This is a genomic window from Massilia jejuensis (assembly GCF_042656795.1).
Lineage (GTDB): Bacteria > Pseudomonadota > Gammaproteobacteria > Burkholderiales > Burkholderiaceae_D > Telluria > Telluria jejuensis.
Genome location: NZ_JBHSMS010000004.1, coordinates 15233 through 32149 on the forward strand (window position 1 = coordinate 15233; position 16917 = coordinate 32149).

Consider the following 16917-nt stretch of genomic DNA (forward strand, 5'->3'; position numbering starts at 1 on the left):
GATGCAAGCATGCAGCACATGACCGCGCTTGAACTGGCCGCGCGCCTGGCTGACGAAAGCCAGCCGCGTCCGCTCTTGCTGGACGTGCGCGAGAACTGGGAATTTGCCACCTGCCATATAGCAGGCTCGACCCAGATCCCGATGCACCTGGTCCCGATTCGCGCCGGGGAATTGCCGGACGACCGGGACATCGTCTGCATCTGCCACCACGGTGTGCGCAGCATGCAGGTTGCCGCTTTCCTCGAACGCAACGGGTTCGAGAACGTAACAAACTTGACGGGCGGCATAGACGCCTGGGCCGTGCAGGTCGATCCGGCAATGCCGAAGTATTGACCTGTTTTCCCCATTTTCGATGACTCCGACGGAGACCGCAATGCAGAAACCCCTCATCGCCGTGCTGCTGGCCAGTGCTTTCGTGTCGCTCGATGCGCATGCGATCGACCTGATCCAGGTATACCGGCAAGCCCTGGCCAACGACGCCACCTTCGCCAGCGCCCGCGCTTCGCTCGCGGCCGGACGTGAGCGCGTTACCCAGGGGCGTTCGGGGTTGCTGCCGCAAGTCGGCCTGTCGGGTTCGGTCGTGCGCAACGACAGCGATTTCTCGCCCTTCAACGAAGGCGAAACCGTGCTTGTCTCGGGCGTGCCGACCCAGGTACGTGCGAGCGGCGCCAACCTGACGACCAAGGAATACACGCTGGCGCTGAGCCAGCCGCTGTTCCGCTGGGACCGCTGGCAGACCTACGAACAGAGCAAGCTGGCGCAAGCCATTGCCGAAGCCCAGTTCGCGCAGGCCCAGCAAGACCTGATCACGCGCGTGGCGCAGGCCTATTTCGACGTGCTGTCGGCCCAGGACACGCTGGAATCGACGCGCGCCCAGAAGAGCGCCGTGACCGAGCAACTGGCCTCGGCCAAGCGCAACTTCGAGGTCGGCACCCAGACCATCACCGACACGCACGAGGCACAAGCCGCCTATGACCTGGTGGTGGCGCAGGAGTTTGCCGCCGTCAATGACCTGGACAACAAGCGCAGCGCGCTGCAGGCGATCATCGGTACCGAACCGGCCACGCTGGCGCCGCTGCAGTCGGGCATCACGCTGGCGCCGCCGCAGCCGGCCACCGTCGACCAGTGGGTGTCGTCGGCCGAAAACCAGAACTATGGCGTGACGGTGCAGCAGCTCGCGCTTGAGTCGGCCAAGCGCGACATCTCGAAGAACCGCGCCGGCCACTTGCCGACGCTCGATCTCGTGGCCAGCTCGACGCGCCGCGATACGGGCGGGCGCATCCAGAGCGCCTCGGGCGACAACCGCAGCCATGCGATCGGCGTGCAGTGGTCGGTGCCGATCTTCAACGGCTTTGCCGTCACCAGCCGCGTGCGCGAATCAATCGCGCTCGAAGACAAGGCGCGCAACGACCTCGAGACGACGCGCCGCAATGCCGCCCTCCAGGCCCGCCAGTCTTTCCTTGGCGTCAATAGCGGCCTGGCCCAGGTCAGAGCGCTGCAGGCGGCGGAAGTGTCGAGCCAGTCGGCCCTGGAGTCGAACAAGCTCGGCTACCAAGTCGGCGTGCGCATCAACATCGACGTCCTCAATGCCCAGCGCCAGCTGTACTCGACCCGCACCGACCTGGCGCGCGCCCGCTATAACACCATCCTCAACGGCCTGCGCCTGAAGGCGGCCTCGGGCTCGCTGCGCGAAGCCGATCTGGTACCGGTGAACAATCTGCTGCAAAAATGAGTGCACACGAGATTTGCCGCCCGGGCTCCGGAGGCAAATAAAAAACGGCGCCTGTGCCATTGCACCGGCGCCGTCTTGTTTGGCACGCCGCTATTTACGCGGACGCAGCAGTCCCAATCCGCCATTCGTGCGCACGACGATCGCACCGTCGTCGGCCAGCGCCAGCGCCGCCACCAGCACCACGTCCCTCGGCAAGTCCTTCACGCGCGCGTTCAGGTCGACCAGGCCGTAGCCGACGCCCCAGGCGGTCGCATGCTCGGCGTGCGTTGCCGGGTCGATCGACGAGCCCACGACCAGGCCCGCCGCGTTGATCGCCACGGCATCGGAAAAACGGGTACCGCCGAGGCTGCCGAGTTCGCGCAGGGTGGTACCGTCATGCAGGAAGGCGACCTGGCGGCCGTCGGGGTAGTAGACATAACCGGCGGCCCAGCCGCTGGCATTGATCGCGCGCGCCGCCGAGCCCAGCGCCGCTGGCGGCAGGCCGAGATCGTGCAGCGTGCCGGCGTCGAAGCGGAAGGCGCGCAAGTCGCCGCCCGCGTCGCGCGAATAGCCCACCACTTGCCCAGCGTCGTTGATGTCCTGCGCCAGCGAGTCCTGGCTCAGCGAGCCCAGGTCCTGGATCGGCGCGCCGCTGCGCGCGTCGTACAGGAAGGCGTGGTACCAGGCGTTGCCCGGACCGTAGGCATAGCCGGCGACCTGCCCGACACTGTTGACGGCGAGCGCGAACGAGCTGGTGCCGCCGAAGGTGCCGAGGTCGCGCATCGCCTTGCCGTCGTGGTAGAAGGCATGCCACTGGCCGGCGCCATTGGCGGCCCAGCCGACCACCTTGCCGCAGGTAGTGATCGCGTTGCCATACGAATCGGCGCCGCCGAGCGTGCCCAGGTCGCGCAGGGTGCCGTCGTAGAAGAAGGCGTGCGGCGCCCCGGCGGCGGTGGTGGCCCAGCCGGCGACCTGGCCGCAGCGGTTCACCGAAAACGCCCGCGAGGCGTTGCCGCCCAAACTGCCGAGATCGATATTCGTCTTGCCGTTGTAGAAGAAGGCGCGCGTATTGCCCACCGCATCCCACGAGGTGCCCGCGACCAGGCCGCCGTTGGCGATGCCCTGGCGCGCAACGTCGCCGTAAATGATGCCCGGCAGGCCGAGCGGGCTGTAATCGTAGAGCGGACCAGCGTCGGCCGGGGGCGCAGGCGCAGCCGGCGGCGCAGGCTGCGCGACGGGATGCCCGCCGCCACCGCCGCCGCAGGCGGCCAGCAAGGCCGCCAGTACGAACGCCGTGGTCGCATGACGGGGCAGGGAAGTTGCGGTGACTGAACGGGAAGAGAACATGGCGCGCTCCATTGACGAGTTGACGGTTCAGTCTAGGAGTGCGCGCGCGCTTTTGTTCACACATTGAAGAGTTTGCTTGGCGCCGGTCAAATGCCTTGTTGACGGTAAGCAATAACAGCAAAAAGCTTCGCAAAAGAAAAACGGCGCCGGAGCGCCGTCGGTGCAGGTGCGCCGGGCAAGGCCTTATGCGCCCAGGCCGCCGGGTACGCCGTCGTCCTTGCGCTGGATGAACTCGATCTTGTAGCCATCCGGATCGGTCACGAACGCGATCACGGTGCTGCCGCCCTTGACCGGCCCCGGCTCGCGCGTGATGTTGCCGCCGGCGGCGCGCACGGCGTCGCAGGTGGCGTAGATGTCTTCGGCGGAAATGGCGATATGGCCATAGGCGGTGCCCATGTCGTAGCGGTCGGTGCCGTAGTTGTAGGTCAGTTCGAGCTCGGCGTGTTGCGGGTTGCTGCCGTAGCCGAGGAAGGCCAGCGTGTACTTGTATTCGGGATTGTCGCTGGTGCGCAGCAGTTTCATGCCGAGCACCTTGGTATAGAAGTCGATCGAACGCTGCAGGTCGCCGACGCGAAGCATGGTGTGCAGGAAGCGCATGGTAGGGTCTTTCCGGAAAATCGAAACGGCAATTTTATGCGCTCCGACGATTCTCTGCCGGGCCCGGCCATATTTGGCCGGGCCCGGTATGCGGCCGCGAATCAGTTTTCCAGGCGCGCGCTCAGCGTGATGTCGGCATTGAGCAGCTTCGACACCGGGCAGTTTTCCTTGGCGGTCTTGGCGGCCTGGTCGAAGGCTTCCTGGCTGGCGCCGGGGATCCTGGCCACCAGGTCCAGGTGCACGGCGGTGATGGTGAAGCCGTCGCCCTCTTTTTCCATCGACACCGTGGCCGTGGTGCGCAGTTCCTGCGCCGTCATGCCGGCCTTGCCCAGCTGGCCGGACAGGGCCATCGTGAAGCAGCCCGCGTGCGCGGCGCCGATCAGTTCTTCCGGATTGGTGCCGGGGCCGTCCTCGAAACGGGTGTTGAAGCCGTATTGCGCATCCTTGAGCGCGCCGCTGCCGGTCGAGACGGCGCCCTTGCCATCCTTGATGCCGCCGCTCCAGACGGCGCTGCCGTTACGTTTGATGGTCATGAGTAAAAGTCCTCGTTAGTTGGGTTTGCGTGGAACGGGCGCGGCCACGTCGTGATCGCGCATCGATTCGTGGCGGTCGGGTTGCGGATTGGCCTGGCCGGTGGCGCCGGCTTTCGGTTCGACCGCTTCGCTGATGCCGGGCGTATTGCGCAGGTCGGTGTCGACCAGGCCTTGCGCCAGGTCTTCGGCCGCCTGTTTCATGATGCCGCGCGGCCGCGTGTCCTGGCCGTCGGGCGACTCGTCCCGCTCGTGCGGCGAGCGCTTGACGCCGTCGTTTTCGATCTTCGTGGCGGTGTTGACGAAGCGGTCTTTGGTTTCGATAACCATGGGGTTCTCCTGTGCTGACTCTTGCCTGAATCCTAACGCGTCGTCTCGTGCGCAGTCGCGCAATTGGATGATTCCTTCTTGCAACCAAAGCGCTGCCTCGGCCTTTTCTATACTTGCCGGCAAGTCCCGCCGCGGCACCGGCCGTGGCCGGCTGGTCTTGCGGGATGGCGTGCGCCGCATTTATACTGTTATTTTGTACAGTAGTCGATGCGCGGCCGGGTGGCAGCGACCGTGATTATCGGTTAATCTCCAGCGTGTTCGCCCACCCATCGCCGAGAGACCTTATGCCCCTTACACCCGAATCGCAATCGATCATCGCGCTGGTGGTACGGCAAAACACGGCCGGCATCGAAGAGCCGGTGGCCAGCATCGTCGCCTTCCTGCAAGAGGCCGGGCACCGCGTCGTGTTCGAGGCGGACACCGCCGCCCACCTCGGCATGCCCGGCGTCGAGACGATGACGGTCGCCGAGATCGGCGAGCACGCCCCGCTGGCGATTGTCATGGGTGGCGACGGAACCATGCTCGGCATCGCGCGCCAGCTGGCCAAATACGAGATCGCCCTGATCGGCATCAACCTCGGCCGCCTCGGCTTCATTACCGACATCCCGGTCGAGCGCATGCTGCCGGCGCTGGGCGAAATCTTGCAAGGCAAATCCACCGCAGAAAATCGTGCCCTGCTGGAAGGGCGCGTGATGCGTGGCGGCGAAATGATTCATTGCGGCGTGGCCGTCAACGACATCGTGGTGGCGCGCGGCAGCGGCGCCGGCATGGTCGAGCTGCGCGTGACGGTCGACGGCCATTTCATGTACAACCAGCGTTCGGACGGCCTCATCGTGTCGACGCCGACCGGCTCGACCGCCTACGCGCTGTCGGCGGGCGGGCCGCTGCTGCATCCCAGCCTGCAAGGCATCGTGCTGGTGCCGATCGCGCCGCATGCGCTCTCGAACCGGCCGATCGCCATTCCGGACACCAGCAAGATCGTGGTGGAGATCGTCAGCGGCCGGGACACCTCGGTGAACTTCGACATGCAGACCTTCGCCTCGCTGCAGCATGGCGACGAAATCGTCATTTCGCGTTCGCCGAACACCATCACTTTCCTGCATCCGGAAGGCTGGAGCTACTACCATACGCTGCGCGAAAAGCTGCATTGGCACGAATACCCGTCGAACGACGGCAAGCTCAAATAAATTCCATTCCGGGAGACCCCTTTTTTCATGCTGCGCACACTGACCATCCGCGACTTCGTCATCGTCGACGCCATCGAACTCGAATTCGCCCGTGGCTTCTCGGTCCTGACCGGCGAGACCGGCGCGGGCAAATCGATCCTGATCGATGCGCTGCAGCTGGCCCTGGGCGGCCGCGGCGACGCCAGCATGGTGCGCGAAGGCGCGGCCAAGGCCGACATCACGGCCGACTTCGCGCTCACCGACGCCGCCACGTGCTGGCTCGAGCAGAACGCGTTCGCCAGCGAGGAGGGCGGGGCGCTGCTGCGCCGCGTGATCGACAACGCCGGCCGCTCGAAAGCCTATATCAACGGCATCGCGGCCACCGCCGGCCAGTTGCGCGAGCTCGGCGAGATGCTGGTCGACATCCACGGCCAGCATGCGCACCAGTCGCTGCTGAAATCGGACGCGCAGCGCGCGCTGCTCGACAACCAGATTGCCGTGCGCGACCCTGCTGCCGCCGCCGAAGCGCAGGAAGTGGCCGCCGCCTGGCGCGCCTGGCGTGCGCTGTCGCGCCAGCGCGAGGAATACGAAACCAACGCGAAGAACGTGCTGATCGAGCGCGAGCGCCTGGAATGGCAGGTGAGCGAGCTCGACAAGCTGGCGCCGAAGGCCGGCGAATGGATCGAGATCACGAACGAGCACAGCCGTCTGTCGCACGCCGCCAGCCTGATCGAAGGCGCGCAGGAAGCCCTGGCCGCGATCTCGGAATCGGACCACCCGATCCTGTCGCAGCTGTCCTCCCTGAACACCAGGCTGGGCAAGCTGGTCGATGTCGACGCCGAACTGCAAACCGTGCTCGACTGCATGGAACCGGCCCGCATCCAGCTCCAGGAGGCCGTGTATGCGCTCAACAGCTATATCGACAAGGTCGAGCTCGACCCGGCCCGCCTGCGCGAAGTCGATGCGCGCATGGACGCGCTGCACAGCGCCGCGCGCAAATACCATGTCGCGCCGGAAGAACTGCACGAGGAACACGCGGCGCTCAGCGCCAAGCTGCGCCAGCTGGCCGACGCCAGCGACATGGAAGGCTTGAAGCGCCAGGAAGCCAAGGCCGAAGCGGCCTACCGCAAGGTGGCCGACCGGCTCTCCGGCAGGCGCATCGCCGCTGCCCGCGCCCTGGGCGAGCAAGTGACGAACGCGATGCAGGAGTTGAGCATGGGCGGCGGACGTTTCGAGGTCGGCCTGATTCCCGGCGAGCCGGGCGCGCACGGCCTCGAAGTGGTCGAATTCCTGGTCGCCGGCCATGCCGGCGTGGCACCGCGCCCGCTGGCGAAAGTCGCTTCGGGCGGCGAGCTGGCGCGCATCTCGCTAGCCATTTCCGTCATCACCTCGAACGCCACCACCACGCCGACCCTGATTTTCGACGAGGTCGACAGCGGCATCGGCGGCGGCGTGGCCGAAGTGGTTGGACGCCTGCTCAAACGCCTGGGCCAGGAACGGCAAGTGCTGTGCGTGACCCACTTGCCGCAGGTGGCAAGCCAGGCCAACCAGCACTTCCAGGTCGCCAAGGGCACGACCGGCGAGGGCCGCACGGTATCGCGCATCGAGATCCTCAACAGCCGCGCACGCGTGGAAGAAGTAGCGCGCATGCTGGGCGGGATCGAGATAACGGAGACGACCCGCAAGCATGCGCGGGAATTGCTGGCGTCTTGAGGTGAAAAAGTGGGGTCACGTCTGACATTCGGACACGGCCTCGACTGCACGCGCATCGAGCGCTCTAGGCGAGCCCTTAGCCTCGATCCGGTACCGCGGCCTGGGAACACAGCAAGCCCTCGAACGCCTGCGCCGTCTTTGGCTGGTGGAAGAAATATCCCTGCCCGAAATCGCATCCGGCCTGGCGCAGCAAGGTGGCCTCGTGCTCGCTGCCGATGCCTTCCGCAATCACGCGCATGTCCAGCGTGTGCGCCATGTCGATGATGGTCTTGCACAGCGCCAGCTGGCGGCTTGCGGTCTTCATGTTGTCGACAAAGGTGCGGTCGATCTTGAGGAATTCGAACTGGTATTGCTGGATGTACGACAGCGATGAATAGCCGGTGCCGAAGTCGTCGAGCGCCAGGGCGATGCCGTGCTCGGCCAGCTGGCGCAGGCGCGCTTCGACCGTCTCGTCGTGTTCCAGTAGCGCCCCTTCGGTGACTTCGACCACGATCGAATGGTGCGGCAAGGCCTGCGCTTCATAGAAGGCGATGCAGCGGGCCATGCTGTCGCCGCCCTTGGCGATCTGCACCGGCGAGACATTGATGCTGACCTGGATGGTTTGCCCTTGCTCCCGTATCCAGCGCGCCGTATCGGTCACCACCGTATGGAAAATCCATTCGCCGATGTCGAAGATGAGGCCGGTTTCCTCGGCCAGCGGAATGAACTCGGCAGGGTTGATCCAGCCGCGCTCGGGATGCTGCCAGCGCAGCAGGGCTTCCGCCTTGACCACCCGTCCGGTGTCCATGTGCACGATCGGCTGGTAATACACGTGCAGTTGCTGCTGTTCGATGGCCAGGCGCAGGTCGTCGCTCATGCGCCGCCGTTCCTGGGCGCGCTCCTGCATGGCGGGCGAAAAATAGGCGACGCGGTTGCGCCCCAGGCGCTTTGCTTCGTACATGGCCTGGTCCGCATGTTTCAGGAGGGTGTCGGCGTCAACGGCGTCGCCCGGGAAGTGCGTGATGCCGATGCTGGCCGATAGGTACAGGCTCTCGCCATCGATATGGAAGGGCCGGCTCATGACGTCGATGACCTCGCGGGCGACGCGTTCGATGACATACGCATCCTCGTTGGCAAGATTGTGCATGTCGACGAGTAATACGGTGAACTCGTCGCCGCCGAGGCGGGAAACGGTGTCGGTCTCGCGCGTGCAGCCGAGCAGGCGATGCGCCGCTTCCTTGAGCAACTGGTCGCCGAAGGCGTGGCCGAGCGTGTCGTTGACTTCCTTGAACTGGTCCAGGTCGATGAACAGCAGCGAAAACGCCGGGTGTTCGCCGCGGTGACTGCCCTTGATCGCCTGGCGCAGCCGGTCGAGGAACAAGTGCCGGTTGGGCAGGCCGGTCAGGCTGTCGAAATTGGCCTGGCGCCACAGCAGTTCCTCGTCTTTCTTGGCGCGCGTGATGTCGCTCGCGATTTCGATGTAGTTGCGCACGCCGCCGGAAGCACTTTTGACGGCGGTGACCGAGCGGTTTTCGGCGATCAGGTGCCCGTCCTTGTGACGGCTCCAGATTTCGCCGCGCCAGTGGCCGGCGGCCAGGAGGTGCGCGCGCACGGCTTCGTGCTGGCCTTCCCGTGCCAGGTCGACATTGTAGAAGCCTGCGCTGCGGCCGATGACTTCGTCCTCGTCGTAGCCGCGCATGCGGGTGAAACCGGGGTTGACCATGACGATGCGCCCGGCGGCGTCGCTGATGGCGATGGCGTCGCTGCTATGGGCAAACACCAGCGAGGCGCGCGTCATCATTTCTTCGGCGTCCTTGGCCGGCGTAATGTCGGAGAGAGTGCCGAACACCCGGCTGACCTCGCCGGCATCGTCCTTCAGCGCGCGCCCGTGGCAGCGCAGCCAGATCCAGTGCCCGTACAGGTGCCGCAGCCTGAATTCGACGGAAAACGTGGGCAGGCTGCCGGCGCGTATCCGGCGCAGGCTCACCACCGTATCGAGCAGGTCGTCCGGATGCACGAGGCGGCGCATGCGCGAGGTGTCGAGATCGAGCTTTTCCGCCGTGTAGCCCAGCAGCCGGGAGCACTGGTTGGAGAGCAGGATCTGATTGCTATCGGCATGCCAGTCGAACGCGCCCGATCCGGACGCTTCCAGCGCCAGGCGCGAGCGCTCTTCCAGCTCCGCCAGATGGGCCTGCGCCCGATGCCGTTCGGTCACGTCGTGCACGCTGCCGATCAGGATCGAACAGGCTCCTGCGGCGTCCAGGACCGGGGTGACCGTGACTTCGCCGACCTTGGTACCGGTGGGATAGGTCGTTACTTCATCCCAGTGCACGCTCTGGCCCGTGTCGATGGCTTGCCGGTATTTGGCGCGGACCAGGGCGATCGATTCGGCCGGGATGACGTCTTCGACCGGTTTGCCGACGACGGCGCCGGGCGGCACGCCCGTGGTCGCTTCGAAAGCGGCGTTCACGTAGACGAACCGGTAGTGCAGTTCTTCCTGCCGCGTGACCTCGAGGACGAAGATGACGTCGCGGATCTGATGCTGGAGGAAGGACAGGACGCTGCCCTCGATGCCTTTGTGCAAGCCGAGCGATGCCAGCGCGCTGCGCACGTCATGGCCTGGATCGGAAGAACGGTCGGGTGGTGGCGAAGACATTGGTTCGTGTCGGCGGTTCAACGCGCGCGGTCGGTTCGGGCCAGGACTTGCCTCGTATTCCGACTGGGTATCGAGATCGAATTTACATGAATTTTGTTGTGCCGGGCATAGGGAAAGGTACAAAAAAAATTGGTCCCCGGCACAGCCGCGCTGGCGAGCGCTGCGCGCCTGCCGCATCTGCCACAATCTCTTTCCAACCCAACCACGGAGGAATCCATGAGCATCGACAAAGTCCTGTACCGCGCCAAGGCCACCTCGCAAGGCGGCCGCGAGGGAACGTCGCGCAGCGACAACGGCGTGCTGGACCTGAAGTTGACCACGCCGAAGGAACTGGGCGGTAACGGCGCCACCGGCACCAATCCCGAACAACTGTTTGCGGCCGGCTATTCGGCCTGCTTCCTGGGCGCGCTGAAGTTCGTCGCCGGCCAGGCCAAGGTGACGCTGCCGCCAGAGCTGACCGTGACGGGCGAAGTCGGCATCGGCCCCATCCCGACCGGTTTCGGCATCGAGGTCGACCTGGCGATCCACGGTCCCGGCATGGACCAACAGCAATTGCAGGAACTGGTCGACAAGGCCCACATCGTCTGCCCGTATTCGAATGCCACGCGCAACAACATCGACGTGCGCCTGAAGGTGACGACCTGACCTCACCCCGGCCCGGCGCCATGCCGGGCTGCCGCTACCAGTGGCCGCGCACGCCGATGCGGCGTGCGCGCCTTTCCATCCACGCGAACAGCAGCAGGCCCAGCGCCAGATAGGCGGCCGAATTGGCGCCGCACACCGGGGCGCGCAGGTCGGCCGCTTCGAGCAGGGCGCCGAGCTCGGCGCAATAGGCCGGATCGAACCGTTCGCCGCGCAGGTTGCAGAAATAGCGGGCGTTTTCCAGCGTCGACAGGCGTTCGTTGAAGGCGCCGCGGCCTTCCTGCGCCAGGCCGACCTGGCCCAGGTGGCGCTTGTTGCGCACCGGCGCGCCGCGCCAGTACAGCTGGCCATTGTCGGGCTCGAGCAGGCAAGCCAGGAGCTTGATCATCGTCGTCTTGCCGGCCCCGTTCGGTCCCAATAGACCGAGGATTTCGCCGGCATGCAGGCTCAGCGAGACATCCTGCAACGCGTGGATCGTGCAGCCGCCGCCATGGTATTGCTTGCCGACCCGCTCCAGCCGGAACAGCTCGGTGGCGCCCGTGCGCCCCTCCATCGAATCGGTCATGCAAGCCAGTTCATGTCAGGTTAATGCCTGTCCACGAGCCTGTCGGCTGGGACATGATCGCCACATTATTGGAAGTTGGCAATATATAAAGGTTACCAGGAATAAGGGTCGCTGTGTAACCGCAGCATGAAGTCGCTGATCTGATCGTCATATATGGCAGTATCGGCAAAATGGCGTGCACATCGCACTTATAATGAGCTCTTTTGCTATTTTTCAAGTTTATGGCCTTTCGACAAGAACCCCCCCACACCCACGGCAGCCCTGCCCGGAGCGCCATCGTCCTGGTCAATCTCGGCACGCCCGATGCGCCCACGCGCGCCGCCGTCAAGCGCTACCTCAAGCAATTCCTGTCGGACCCGCGCGTGGTCGAAATTCCGCGCTTGGTGTGGTGGTTCATCCTGAACCTGATCATCCTGCCGCTGCGCTCCGGTGCCTCGGCCAGGAAATACCAGACGATCTGGACGCGCGAGGGTTCGCCCTTGAAAGTGCACACACAGCAGCAGGCGAACCTGCTGGCCGACGCGCTCGAGGAACGCGGCCACGAGGGCGTGCAGGTGCGCATGGCGATGCGCTACGGTTCGCCGTCGATCGCGCAGGTGCTCGACGAACTGAAGGCGCACAATTGCGACCGCATCGCCGTCCTGCCGGCCTATCCGCAGTATTCCGGCACCACCACCGCCTCGATCTGGGACGCCGTCTTCGACCACTACAAGGGCGTGCGCAACGTGCCCGAGCTGCGCCTGGTGAAGCACTACCACGACCACGACGGCTATATCGACGCGCTGCACGACATCGTACTGGCGCACTGGGAAGCGCACGGACGCGGCCAGAAGCTGGTGATGAGTTTCCATGGGGTCCCGAAGCGCACGCTGATGCTGGGCGACCCCTATTTCTGCGAATGCCAGAAGACGGCGCGCCTGCTGGCCACGCGCCTGCGCCTGGGGCCCGACGATTATGTCGTCACTTTCCAGTCGCGCTTCGGCAAGGCCGAGTGGCTGCAGCCGTATACGGCGCCGACCGTGCAGGAGCTCGCCCGCCAGGGCGTGGCGCGCGTGGACGTGATTTGCCCCGGGTTCACCAGCGACTGCCTGGAAACCCTGGAAGAAATCTCGATGGAAGTGAAGCATGATTTCGAAAGCGCGGGCGGCAAGGAATTCCATTACATCCCTTGCCTGAACGAGTCACCGACCTGGATCGTGGGCCTGGCCGAAATCGCCGAGCAGCACCTGATCGGGTGGCCGACGATGATGAGCCCGTCCCAGCGCGAAGCCGAGCGGCGCGACGCCGACCTCGGCCGCGAAAACGCCCGGCGTCTCGGCGCTTGAGTGCCGCGTCGGTTAGCCGGCCGGCGCCACCTGCTAGAATGGCAGGTTCCGGCGGCGTGCCCTACAGCCCCGCGTAGCAGATGCACGCTACTGCGAGCGCGGTATAGATCACGACGGCGCTGCTGATCAACTGCAATCTCATGCTGGTTCCCTTGGTCCTGTGGCTGGTTCGATGACGTCCTGACGCGTCTTGTGAACATGGTAAGACTCGCAGCCGCGGAAAGAATCAGCTCATCGGTAAATCTTGTAACAAATGTTGTCGGACTTCTGCCGACCTCTGTTCAGTACCCCTTGAATTTGTAGGAGATCGCCCCATATGCGGCGCTGTACGACGAGGTGTGTCCGTCTCATAATTCAGCCAAGTATTTGATTCCAGGAGTCTTTTCGATGCACGATCAAGAAAATCCAGAGGTGATTTCCCAGCCGGAGAGCGATGCCGCTTCGGCTGACCAGGCTAACCAGGCCAGCGCGGCAGGCGCCGCACCGGGCCTCGAAGAACAGCTGAGCGCAACCGAGGCGAAGCTGGCTGAAATGCATGATGCCTTCATGCGCGCCAAGGCCGATGCCGAGAACATGCGCCGCCGCGCCCAGGAAGACGTCAGCAAGGCCCACAAGTTTGCGATCGAAAGCTTCGCCGAAGCCATGGTGCCGGTGCGCGACAGCCTCGAGATGGCATTGAAGGTCGAGGCGCCGACGGTCGAGTCGATCAAGGAAGGCGTCGAAATGACGCTCAAGCAACTGACTGCCGCGTTCGAAAAAAACCGTCTGGTCGAAATCATGCCGGCCCCGGGCGACAAGCTCGATCCGAACAAGCACCAGGCCGTGGCCGTCGTGCCGGCCGACCAGGAAGCGAACACCGTGGTCGCCGTCCTGCAAAAGGGTTACATGATCGCCGACCGCCTGCTGCGTCCGGCCATCGTCACTGCGGCGCAGCCAAAATAAGAAAAACATCCGGTGCTGATCGGCAAAAGGTGAGAATGACCGGCCCTTGAAAGCACGCAGTTTTTCCCAATATTCAAATACATCCGAAACTTAGTACATTTAAAGGAACAAAATCATGGGCAGAATCATCGGTATCGACCTGGGCACCACGAACTCGTGCGTTGCGATCATGGAAAACGGCCAGCCGAAGGTCATTGAAAACGCGGAAGGCGCGCGTACCACGCCGTCGATCATCGCTTACCAGGAAGATGGCGAGATCCTCGTCGGTGCACCGGCCAAGCGCCAGGCCGTCACCAACCCGAAGAACACCCTGTTCGCCGTCAAGCGTCTGATCGGCCGCAAGTACGACGAAAAGGAAGTCCAGAAGGACATCTCGCTGATGCCTTACGCGATCGTCAAGGCCGACAATGGCGACGCCTGGATCGGCGTGCGCGACAAGAAGCTGGCGCCGCAGCAGGTTTCGGCTGAAATCCTGCGCAAGATGAAGAAGACCGCCGAAGACTACCTCGGCGAGGAAGTCACCGAAGCGGTCATCACCGTGCCGGCTTATTTCAACGACTCGCAGCGCCAGGCAACGAAGGACGCCGGCCGCATCGCGGGCCTGGACGTCAAGCGCATCATCAACGAGCCGACCGCAGCCGCGCTGGCCTTCGGCCTGGACAAGACCGAAAAGGGCGACCGCAAGATCGCCGTGTATGACCTCGGCGGCGGCACCTTCGACGTCTCGATCATCGAAATCGCCGACGTGGAAGGCGAGAAGCAGTTCGAAGTGCTGTCGACCAACGGCGACACCTTCCTCGGCGGCGAAGACTTCGACCAGCGCGTCATCGATTACATCATCGACGAATTCAAGAAGATCAACGGCCTCGACCTGTCGAAGGATGCGATTGCCCTGCAGCGCATCAAGGCTTCGGCCGAGCGCGCCAAGATCGAACTGTCGTCGTCGCAGCAGACTGAAATCAACGAGCCGTACATCGCCATGGCGAACGGCGCGCCGGTCCACCTGAACCTGAAAATGACCCGCGCCAAGCTGGAGTCGCTGGTCGAGGAACTGATCGCCAAGACCATCGAGCCATGCCGTATCGCCATCAAGGATGCCGGCGTCAAGGTCACCGACATTGACGACATCATCCTGGTCGGCGGCATGACCCGCATGCCGAAGGTGCAAGAAAAGGTGAAAGAGTTCTTCGGCAAGGATCCACGCAAGGACGTGAACCCGGACGAAGCCGTCGCCGTCGGCGCCGCCATCCAGGGCTCGGTCCTGTCGGGCGAGCGCAAGGACTTGCTGCTGCTGGACGTGACGCCCCTGTCGCTCGGTATCGAAACCCTGGGCGGCGTGATGACCAAGATGATTCACAAGAACACCACGATTCCGACCAAGTTCTCGCAGGTGTTCTCGACGGCCGACGACAACCAGCCGGCCGTGACGATCAAGGTCTACCAGGGCGAGCGTGAAATCGCGGCCGGCAACAAGGGCCTGGGCGAATTCAACCTCGAGGGCATTCCGCCGGCGGCACGCGGCACCCCGCAGATCGAAGTGACCTTCGATATCGACGCCAACGGCATCTTGCACGTCGGCGCGAAAGACAAGGCCACTGGCAAGGAAAACAAGATCACCATCAAGGCGAACTCGGGCTTGACCGAGGACGAGATCCAGAAGATGGTGAAGGACGCCGAGCTGAACGCCGAGGAAGACAAGAAGGTCAAGGAATTGGCCGAGTCGCGCAACCAGGCAGACGCGCTGGTGCACTCGACCCGCAAGTCGCTGACCGAATACGGCGACAAGCTCGAAGCGGGCGAGAAGGAAAAGATCGAAGCGGCGATTGCCGACCTCGAAGGCTCGATCAAGTCCGGCGACAAGGCCGACATCGACAACAAGACGGCTGCGCTGACGAGCGCTGCGCAAAAGCTAGGCGAGAAGATGTACGCCGACATGCAGGCGCAGCAGGCCGGTGGCGCGGGCACCGAGGCTGGCGCGCAGCAGGGTGGCGAATCGTCGGCCCAGGCTGACGACGTCGTCGATGCCGACTTCAAGGAAGTGAAGGACGCGAAGTAAGCGCGTCGCGGGCGGGGAAACCCTCCTGGAACGGCCGAGCCGATGCAATGTTTCTTGCGCGGCTCGGTTTTTTTGCTCAGACAGTTCGATTCAGTAGATAACAGCAAGGTGCCAAATGGCAAAGCGTGATTTTTACGAGATCCTTGGGGTCGCGAAGGGTGCTTCGGAAGAAGAGATCAAGAAGTCGTATCGCAAACTGGCGATGAAGTACCACCCTGACCGCAACCCGGACAACAAGGAAGCGGAAGAGAAGTTCAAGGAGGTCAAAGAGGCCTACGAGATGCTGACCAATCCGGAAAAGCGCGAGGCCTATGACCGCTACGGTCACGCCGGCGTCGACCCGAACATGGGCGGCGGTGGCGGCTTTGGCGGCGGCGCCGGCGGTTTCGGCGATGCCTTCGGCGATATCTTCGGCGACATCTTCGGTGGCGGACGGGGCGGCCGAAGCGCGGGCGGCCCCCAGGTCTATCGGGGCGCCGACCTGCGCTACAACCTCGAAATCACGCTGGAACAGGCCGCCAACGGTTTCGACACGACCATTCGCGTGCCGAGCTGGGATAAGTGCGACACCTGCCACGGCAGCGGCGCCAAGCCGGGCACCCAGCCCGTCACCTGCACCACCTGCGCCGGCCATGGCCAGGTGCGCATGCAGCAGGGCTTCTTCAGCATCCAGCAGACCTGCCCGAAGTGCCATGGCAGCGGCAAGATGATTCCGGAACCGTGCGCGGCCTGCAGCGGCGCCGGACGCATCAAGCGCAACAAGACGCTGGAAGTCAAGATCCCGGCCGGTATCGACAACGGCATGCGCATCCGCTCGACCGGCAACGGCGAACCGGGCACGAACGGCGGCCCGTCGGGCGACCTGTATGTGGAAATCCACATCAAGCCGCATGCCGTGTTCCAGCGCGAGGGCGACGACCTGCATTGCGAAATGCCGATCTCGTTCACGAAGGCGGCCATCGGCGGCGAAATCGAAGTGCCTACGCTGACCGGCAAGGTCTCGTTTACGGTGCCGGAAGGCACCCAGACCGGCAAGACCTTCCGCTTGAAGGGCAAGGGCATCAAGGGCGTGCGTTCGGGCTATGCGGGCGACTTGTTCTGCCACATGGTCGTCGAAACCCCGGTCAAGCTGACCGAAAAGCAGAAGGACTTGCTGCGCGAGTTCGACCGCCTGACCAACGAAGGGGGCGCCAAGCACAGTCCGCAAAGCAAGGGCTGGATGGATAAAGTGAAAGACTTCTTCGAATAAGCACCTGTTCGATAACCGCTGAGTGGCGCAAGCCCTCGGCGGTTTTTTTATGCCCCATCCGTATGCGCGGTTGCGTCTACAATATTGGATTCTCACCAAACCTCACGGC

The 16917-nt window shown here is 64.1% G+C and carries 15 protein-coding genes; 9 read left to right on the forward strand and 6 right to left on the reverse strand.

Translation table 11 applies throughout. The annotated features are described in order from the left end of the window. Window positions 1-9: 9 nt before the first annotated feature. Together ACFPOU_RS01030 and ACFPOU_RS01035 are read left to right on the forward strand one after the other, a co-directional pair. The gene (locus ACFPOU_RS01030; RefSeq protein WP_379715831.1) at window positions 10-333 is read left to right on the forward strand and encodes a rhodanese-like domain-containing protein; all 324 of its coding nucleotides are present in this window, start codon (window positions 10-12) and stop codon (window positions 331-333) included. A gap of 40 nt (window positions 334-373) precedes the next feature. Then, a complete protein-coding gene (locus ACFPOU_RS01035) occupies window positions 374-1732 on the forward strand; it encodes a TolC family outer membrane protein (RefSeq protein ID WP_379715834.1) in 1359 nt (452 codons plus the stop codon). A 90-nt stretch (window positions 1733-1822) separates the two neighbouring features. On the opposite strand, the gene ACFPOU_RS01040 is transcribed toward ACFPOU_RS01035, so the two are convergent. The 4 genes from ACFPOU_RS01040 to ACFPOU_RS01055 form a co-directional block, all read right to left on the reverse strand. Beyond that, window positions 1823-3058 (reverse strand): hypothetical protein, encoded by a 1236-nt coding sequence (locus tag ACFPOU_RS01040; RefSeq protein WP_379715837.1) that lies wholly within the window; start codon window positions 3056-3058, stop codon window positions 1823-1825. Between the two features lie 183 nt (window positions 3059-3241). After that, on the reverse strand, window positions 3242-3655 hold the full coding sequence (gene gloA, locus ACFPOU_RS01045; RefSeq protein ID WP_379715840.1) for a lactoylglutathione lyase: 414 nt from the start codon (window positions 3653-3655) through the stop codon (window positions 3242-3244). Window positions 3656-3756: 101 nt separating this feature from the next. After that, the gene (locus ACFPOU_RS01050; RefSeq protein ID WP_379715843.1) at window positions 3757-4188 is read right to left on the reverse strand and encodes an OsmC family protein; all 432 of its coding nucleotides are present in this window, start codon (window positions 4186-4188) and stop codon (window positions 3757-3759) included. A 15-nt stretch (window positions 4189-4203) separates the two neighbouring features. Next, complete coding sequence (locus tag ACFPOU_RS01055) at window positions 4204-4515, reverse strand: hypothetical protein (RefSeq protein WP_379715847.1); 312 nt, start codon at window positions 4513-4515, stop codon at window positions 4204-4206. 284 nt (window positions 4516-4799) lie between these two features. Between ACFPOU_RS01055 and ACFPOU_RS01060 the strand changes: the two genes are divergently transcribed. Together ACFPOU_RS01060 and recN are read left to right on the forward strand one after the other, a co-directional pair. Next, window positions 4800-5702, forward strand: a complete 903-nt coding sequence (locus ACFPOU_RS01060) for an NAD kinase (protein ID WP_379715850.1) — start codon at window positions 4800-4802, stop codon at window positions 5700-5702. 27 nt (window positions 5703-5729) lie between these two features. Continuing rightward, complete coding sequence (gene recN / locus ACFPOU_RS01065) at window positions 5730-7394, forward strand: DNA repair protein RecN (protein WP_379715853.1); 1665 nt, start codon at window positions 5730-5732, stop codon at window positions 7392-7394. 76 nt (window positions 7395-7470) lie between these two features. Here the strand turns inward: recN and ACFPOU_RS01070 are convergent, their stop codons facing one another. Beyond that, window positions 7471-10029 (reverse strand): sensor domain-containing protein, encoded by a 2559-nt coding sequence (locus ACFPOU_RS01070; protein ID WP_379715856.1) that lies wholly within the window; start codon window positions 10027-10029, stop codon window positions 7471-7473. A gap of 216 nt (window positions 10030-10245) precedes the next feature. Here ACFPOU_RS01070 and ACFPOU_RS01075 point away from each other — a divergent pair, with 216 nt between their 5' ends. Further along, entirely contained in the window at window positions 10246-10674 is a 429-nt protein-coding gene (locus tag ACFPOU_RS01075) for an organic hydroperoxide resistance protein (RefSeq protein WP_379715859.1), read from the forward strand. Window positions 10675-10708: 34 nt separating this feature from the next. On the opposite strand, the gene ACFPOU_RS01080 is transcribed toward ACFPOU_RS01075, so the two are convergent. After that, window positions 10709-11236, reverse strand: a complete 528-nt coding sequence (locus ACFPOU_RS01080; RefSeq protein ID WP_379715862.1) for an ATP-binding cassette domain-containing protein — start codon at window positions 11234-11236, stop codon at window positions 10709-10711. A gap of 221 nt (window positions 11237-11457) precedes the next feature. Here ACFPOU_RS01080 and hemH point away from each other — a divergent pair, with 221 nt between their 5' ends. The 4 genes from hemH to dnaJ all read left to right on the forward strand — a co-directional run bounded on the left by hemH (window position 11458) and on the right by dnaJ (window position 16808). Then, window positions 11458-12561 carry a ferrochelatase gene (gene hemH / locus ACFPOU_RS01085; protein WP_379715865.1) on the forward strand — a complete coding sequence of 368 codons (1104 nt, stop codon included), beginning with the start codon at window positions 11458-11460 and terminating at the stop codon, window positions 12559-12561. Between the two features lie 387 nt (window positions 12562-12948). Then, window positions 12949-13503 carry a nucleotide exchange factor GrpE gene (grpE, locus tag ACFPOU_RS01090; RefSeq protein WP_379715868.1) on the forward strand — a complete coding sequence of 185 codons (555 nt, stop codon included), beginning with the start codon at window positions 12949-12951 and terminating at the stop codon, window positions 13501-13503. Between the two features lie 115 nt (window positions 13504-13618). Further along, entirely contained in the window at window positions 13619-15559 is a 1941-nt protein-coding gene (gene dnaK / locus ACFPOU_RS01095) for a molecular chaperone DnaK (protein WP_379715871.1), read from the forward strand. 115 nt (window positions 15560-15674) lie between these two features. Next, window positions 15675-16808, forward strand: coding sequence for a molecular chaperone DnaJ (dnaJ, locus tag ACFPOU_RS01100; protein WP_379715874.1), 1134 nt, complete (start codon window positions 15675-15677; stop codon window positions 16806-16808). The last annotated feature ends 109 nt before the right edge of the window (window positions 16809-16917 follow it).